This window comes from Solemya pervernicosa gill symbiont, assembly GCF_002020875.1.
In the GTDB taxonomy this organism is placed as follows: Bacteria; Pseudomonadota; Gammaproteobacteria.
This window is the reverse complement of the sequence record NZ_MPRL01000132.1, coordinates 1-2,440: the sequence shown is the minus strand read 5'-3', so window position 1 is coordinate 2,440 and position 2,440 is coordinate 1. Positions and strand designations below refer to the sequence as shown.

Here is a 2,440-nt window from a genome sequence, read left to right as displayed (position 1 = left end):
TCTTCGTCGTTCGCTCGCGCTCTCAACTACGAATATGCAGACGGCGTCGACTATCGCGGACTAACCGCCTTCGCTTCGCTATCCATGGCGGTCAGCGGGCGTGAGCAGAAACTCGCTACGCTCAGACAGCTGCTCACTCAATCCTGAAATCGCTCCGATGCTCGGTGATGTAGAGGGGGATACAACTAACAACCAGCCATCCAATAGATCATGTTACCGCTTACATACTAAAATCTTCCTATGAATAGGAAAAGTCCATCACATCCACCTGCAAGTCTTTAACCTGCCTACTTAGGCGTTTTTTAAATTCAAATTCAATCTCATCATCCTGATACTTGCTCACATCCAAACCAAAATACTTAACAAGAACTTCTTTCATCTTACCGAGATCATAATTATCGAAATTTGGTATATAGTTTGTTTCGTACTTACGATAACTAAGCTCTTTAAACGCCCTTACAAACCTTTTTGGAATAATCCCAACATCGAATCTCTTTATCAACTTATTTATATAGTGATCCAACGAATGAAGAAGATGTTCGTCATTGATTTCTGAAAAGAAAAACAACCAACCTTTGCTTTTATTTTCATATATACAACCAGTGATCCTAAGATTCAAACGCCACAACAGAAATTCTTCACTCTTTTGTTTTGAATATTTATAGCCCGTAAATATTGAAACCAAAAACTGCCTAAGTCGATCAACAGAACCAACTCGAGCTGTAACATCACTACCTGAGAAGAAATAACCCAAATAGCTAAATCCTTTACTTACCAATCCTATACTAGATTTCTCAGGAACCTTAAGTGGGTCATAGACCTTCAAGCCAATCCTCCGAAATCGACCAACAACCATTTCTGCAATCTCATCAGCTATCTTCCCATCACACAAAATCAATACATCGTCGACGTAACGATAGTATTTTATGCTATCTATGGAACTTAGATATCTATCTATATTTATCAAATAAATCGCAGCAAGTATGTTTGATACCGCCAAGCCTTGCGGCACCCCTTTATTTGAAGGGGAATCTGTTACTCTCGAAACACTTACTGTCGGAGAAGTGATCGCAGATAAGATAATATTTTTTATGTCTTTATTTCGTATCTTCTTTCCCAGACGAGAAACCATTTCTTTATGGCGTATCGATGGATAAAAATCGGCCACATCAAGCTTTATACAGGTATCATAACCACCACTACCTATATCATTTTTAACCTTTTTAACGATATTCTGAGGCAGATTAAATTCAATATCTTTTTGATATATGTCAGCCAGAAAATTACACAAAGATCGCAGCGCAATACGATCTCTTACAGTCGGTATTGATATCTCTCTTGGAACCTTATTCCTTCCCTTACTTACGAGCTTCAACTTGTACTTTGTAAACTTATAAGTTCCAGCCAAACATTTTCTAGACAGGATTTCCACTTGGTCATCAAGCTGAGCTATAAATGAATATTGATCAAGATTATCTATGCCAGTAGCCCTAGAATAAGCAACATGACTTACAAAGGTCTCTTTGAGATTTTCTACAGAAAAGTGTTTTTCAAACTTGCCGCCAACAGTCACTTATAAAACTCCATAACGACAAAAATAATAATTGGCAACAAATACAAAGCCATAAACATCAGCTGACGACGGACAAACCAATACGCGAGAGCAATCCAGTGATACCACGTTGGACACCTGTCCAGTCCATTCTTCAAACCTGTACTCTTGTCAACATCACCTGGAGTAGTCACATGCTCAACACACAACGCCATGTAATAATCCCGATCCGTATGATTTTCACATACTCCCAATATTTGATTGTATTCGGTGCTTATTTCCTCAGCATTAATATGAGGACCTTTTGATTTTTGATACAAGATATTCAGGGTTTCGTAACATTCTTTTATTAAACCAGCTCGCTCTTTGAAGGAGAGCCCGCTGATAAACCCAGACACGCATAATATCAATACCGAAAAAACCACCCATGCGATTCCCGCAAGAGCTGGATTGGAGTTTCCCTCACTTATCTTCAAATAATAAATTGCCGAAGCGGCACTAGAAAACGAATACCAGAGTAACAACACTTGCGCCTGGAACGCATTGGACAAGAGACGCTTTTCCGCCTGAATTCTTGCCTTTCTAGTCCACCAGACGCTATCCAATAAAGACATTATTCCTCCTTGATTAAGTGCCCTAGGGTGTCATTAAGTTACATAGAGTTATCACCCAATTCAGGGCAAGCCACAAGGACTAAGAGACAAGTCTCTCCAATATTAGTTGCACTCAAGAATGAGTGGACAGCATAAGCTGACACACCCTAGGGCAGAATTAGTTTAACACCATAACAACCGGGGAGTCGCTATTTTTGCGAAAGTTTGTTTTGGGCATCCAAGCCCAAGCAAACAGCAAAAACTTCACGCGACCGTTTATGCCTGCGGCGCCCCG

At 40.0% G+C, this 2,440-nt stretch carries 2 protein-coding genes; both read right to left on the bottom strand.

Annotated elements, in window-relative coordinates; translation table 11 throughout:
* Positions 1–238: 238 nt before the first annotated feature.
* Positions 239–1,573: an RNA-directed DNA polymerase gene (locus tag BOW52_RS16570; protein ID WP_078485194.1), complete on the bottom strand. Its 1,335-nt coding sequence runs from the start codon at positions 1,571–1,573 to the stop codon at positions 239–241.
* Positions 1,570–2,166, bottom strand: coding sequence for an SLATT domain-containing protein (locus tag BOW52_RS16565; protein WP_236725797.1), 597 nt, complete (start codon positions 2,164–2,166; stop codon positions 1,570–1,572). Before BOW52_RS16565 ends, BOW52_RS16570 begins: the two co-directional genes overlap by 4 nt.
* Positions 2,167–2,440: the final 274 nt, after the last annotated feature.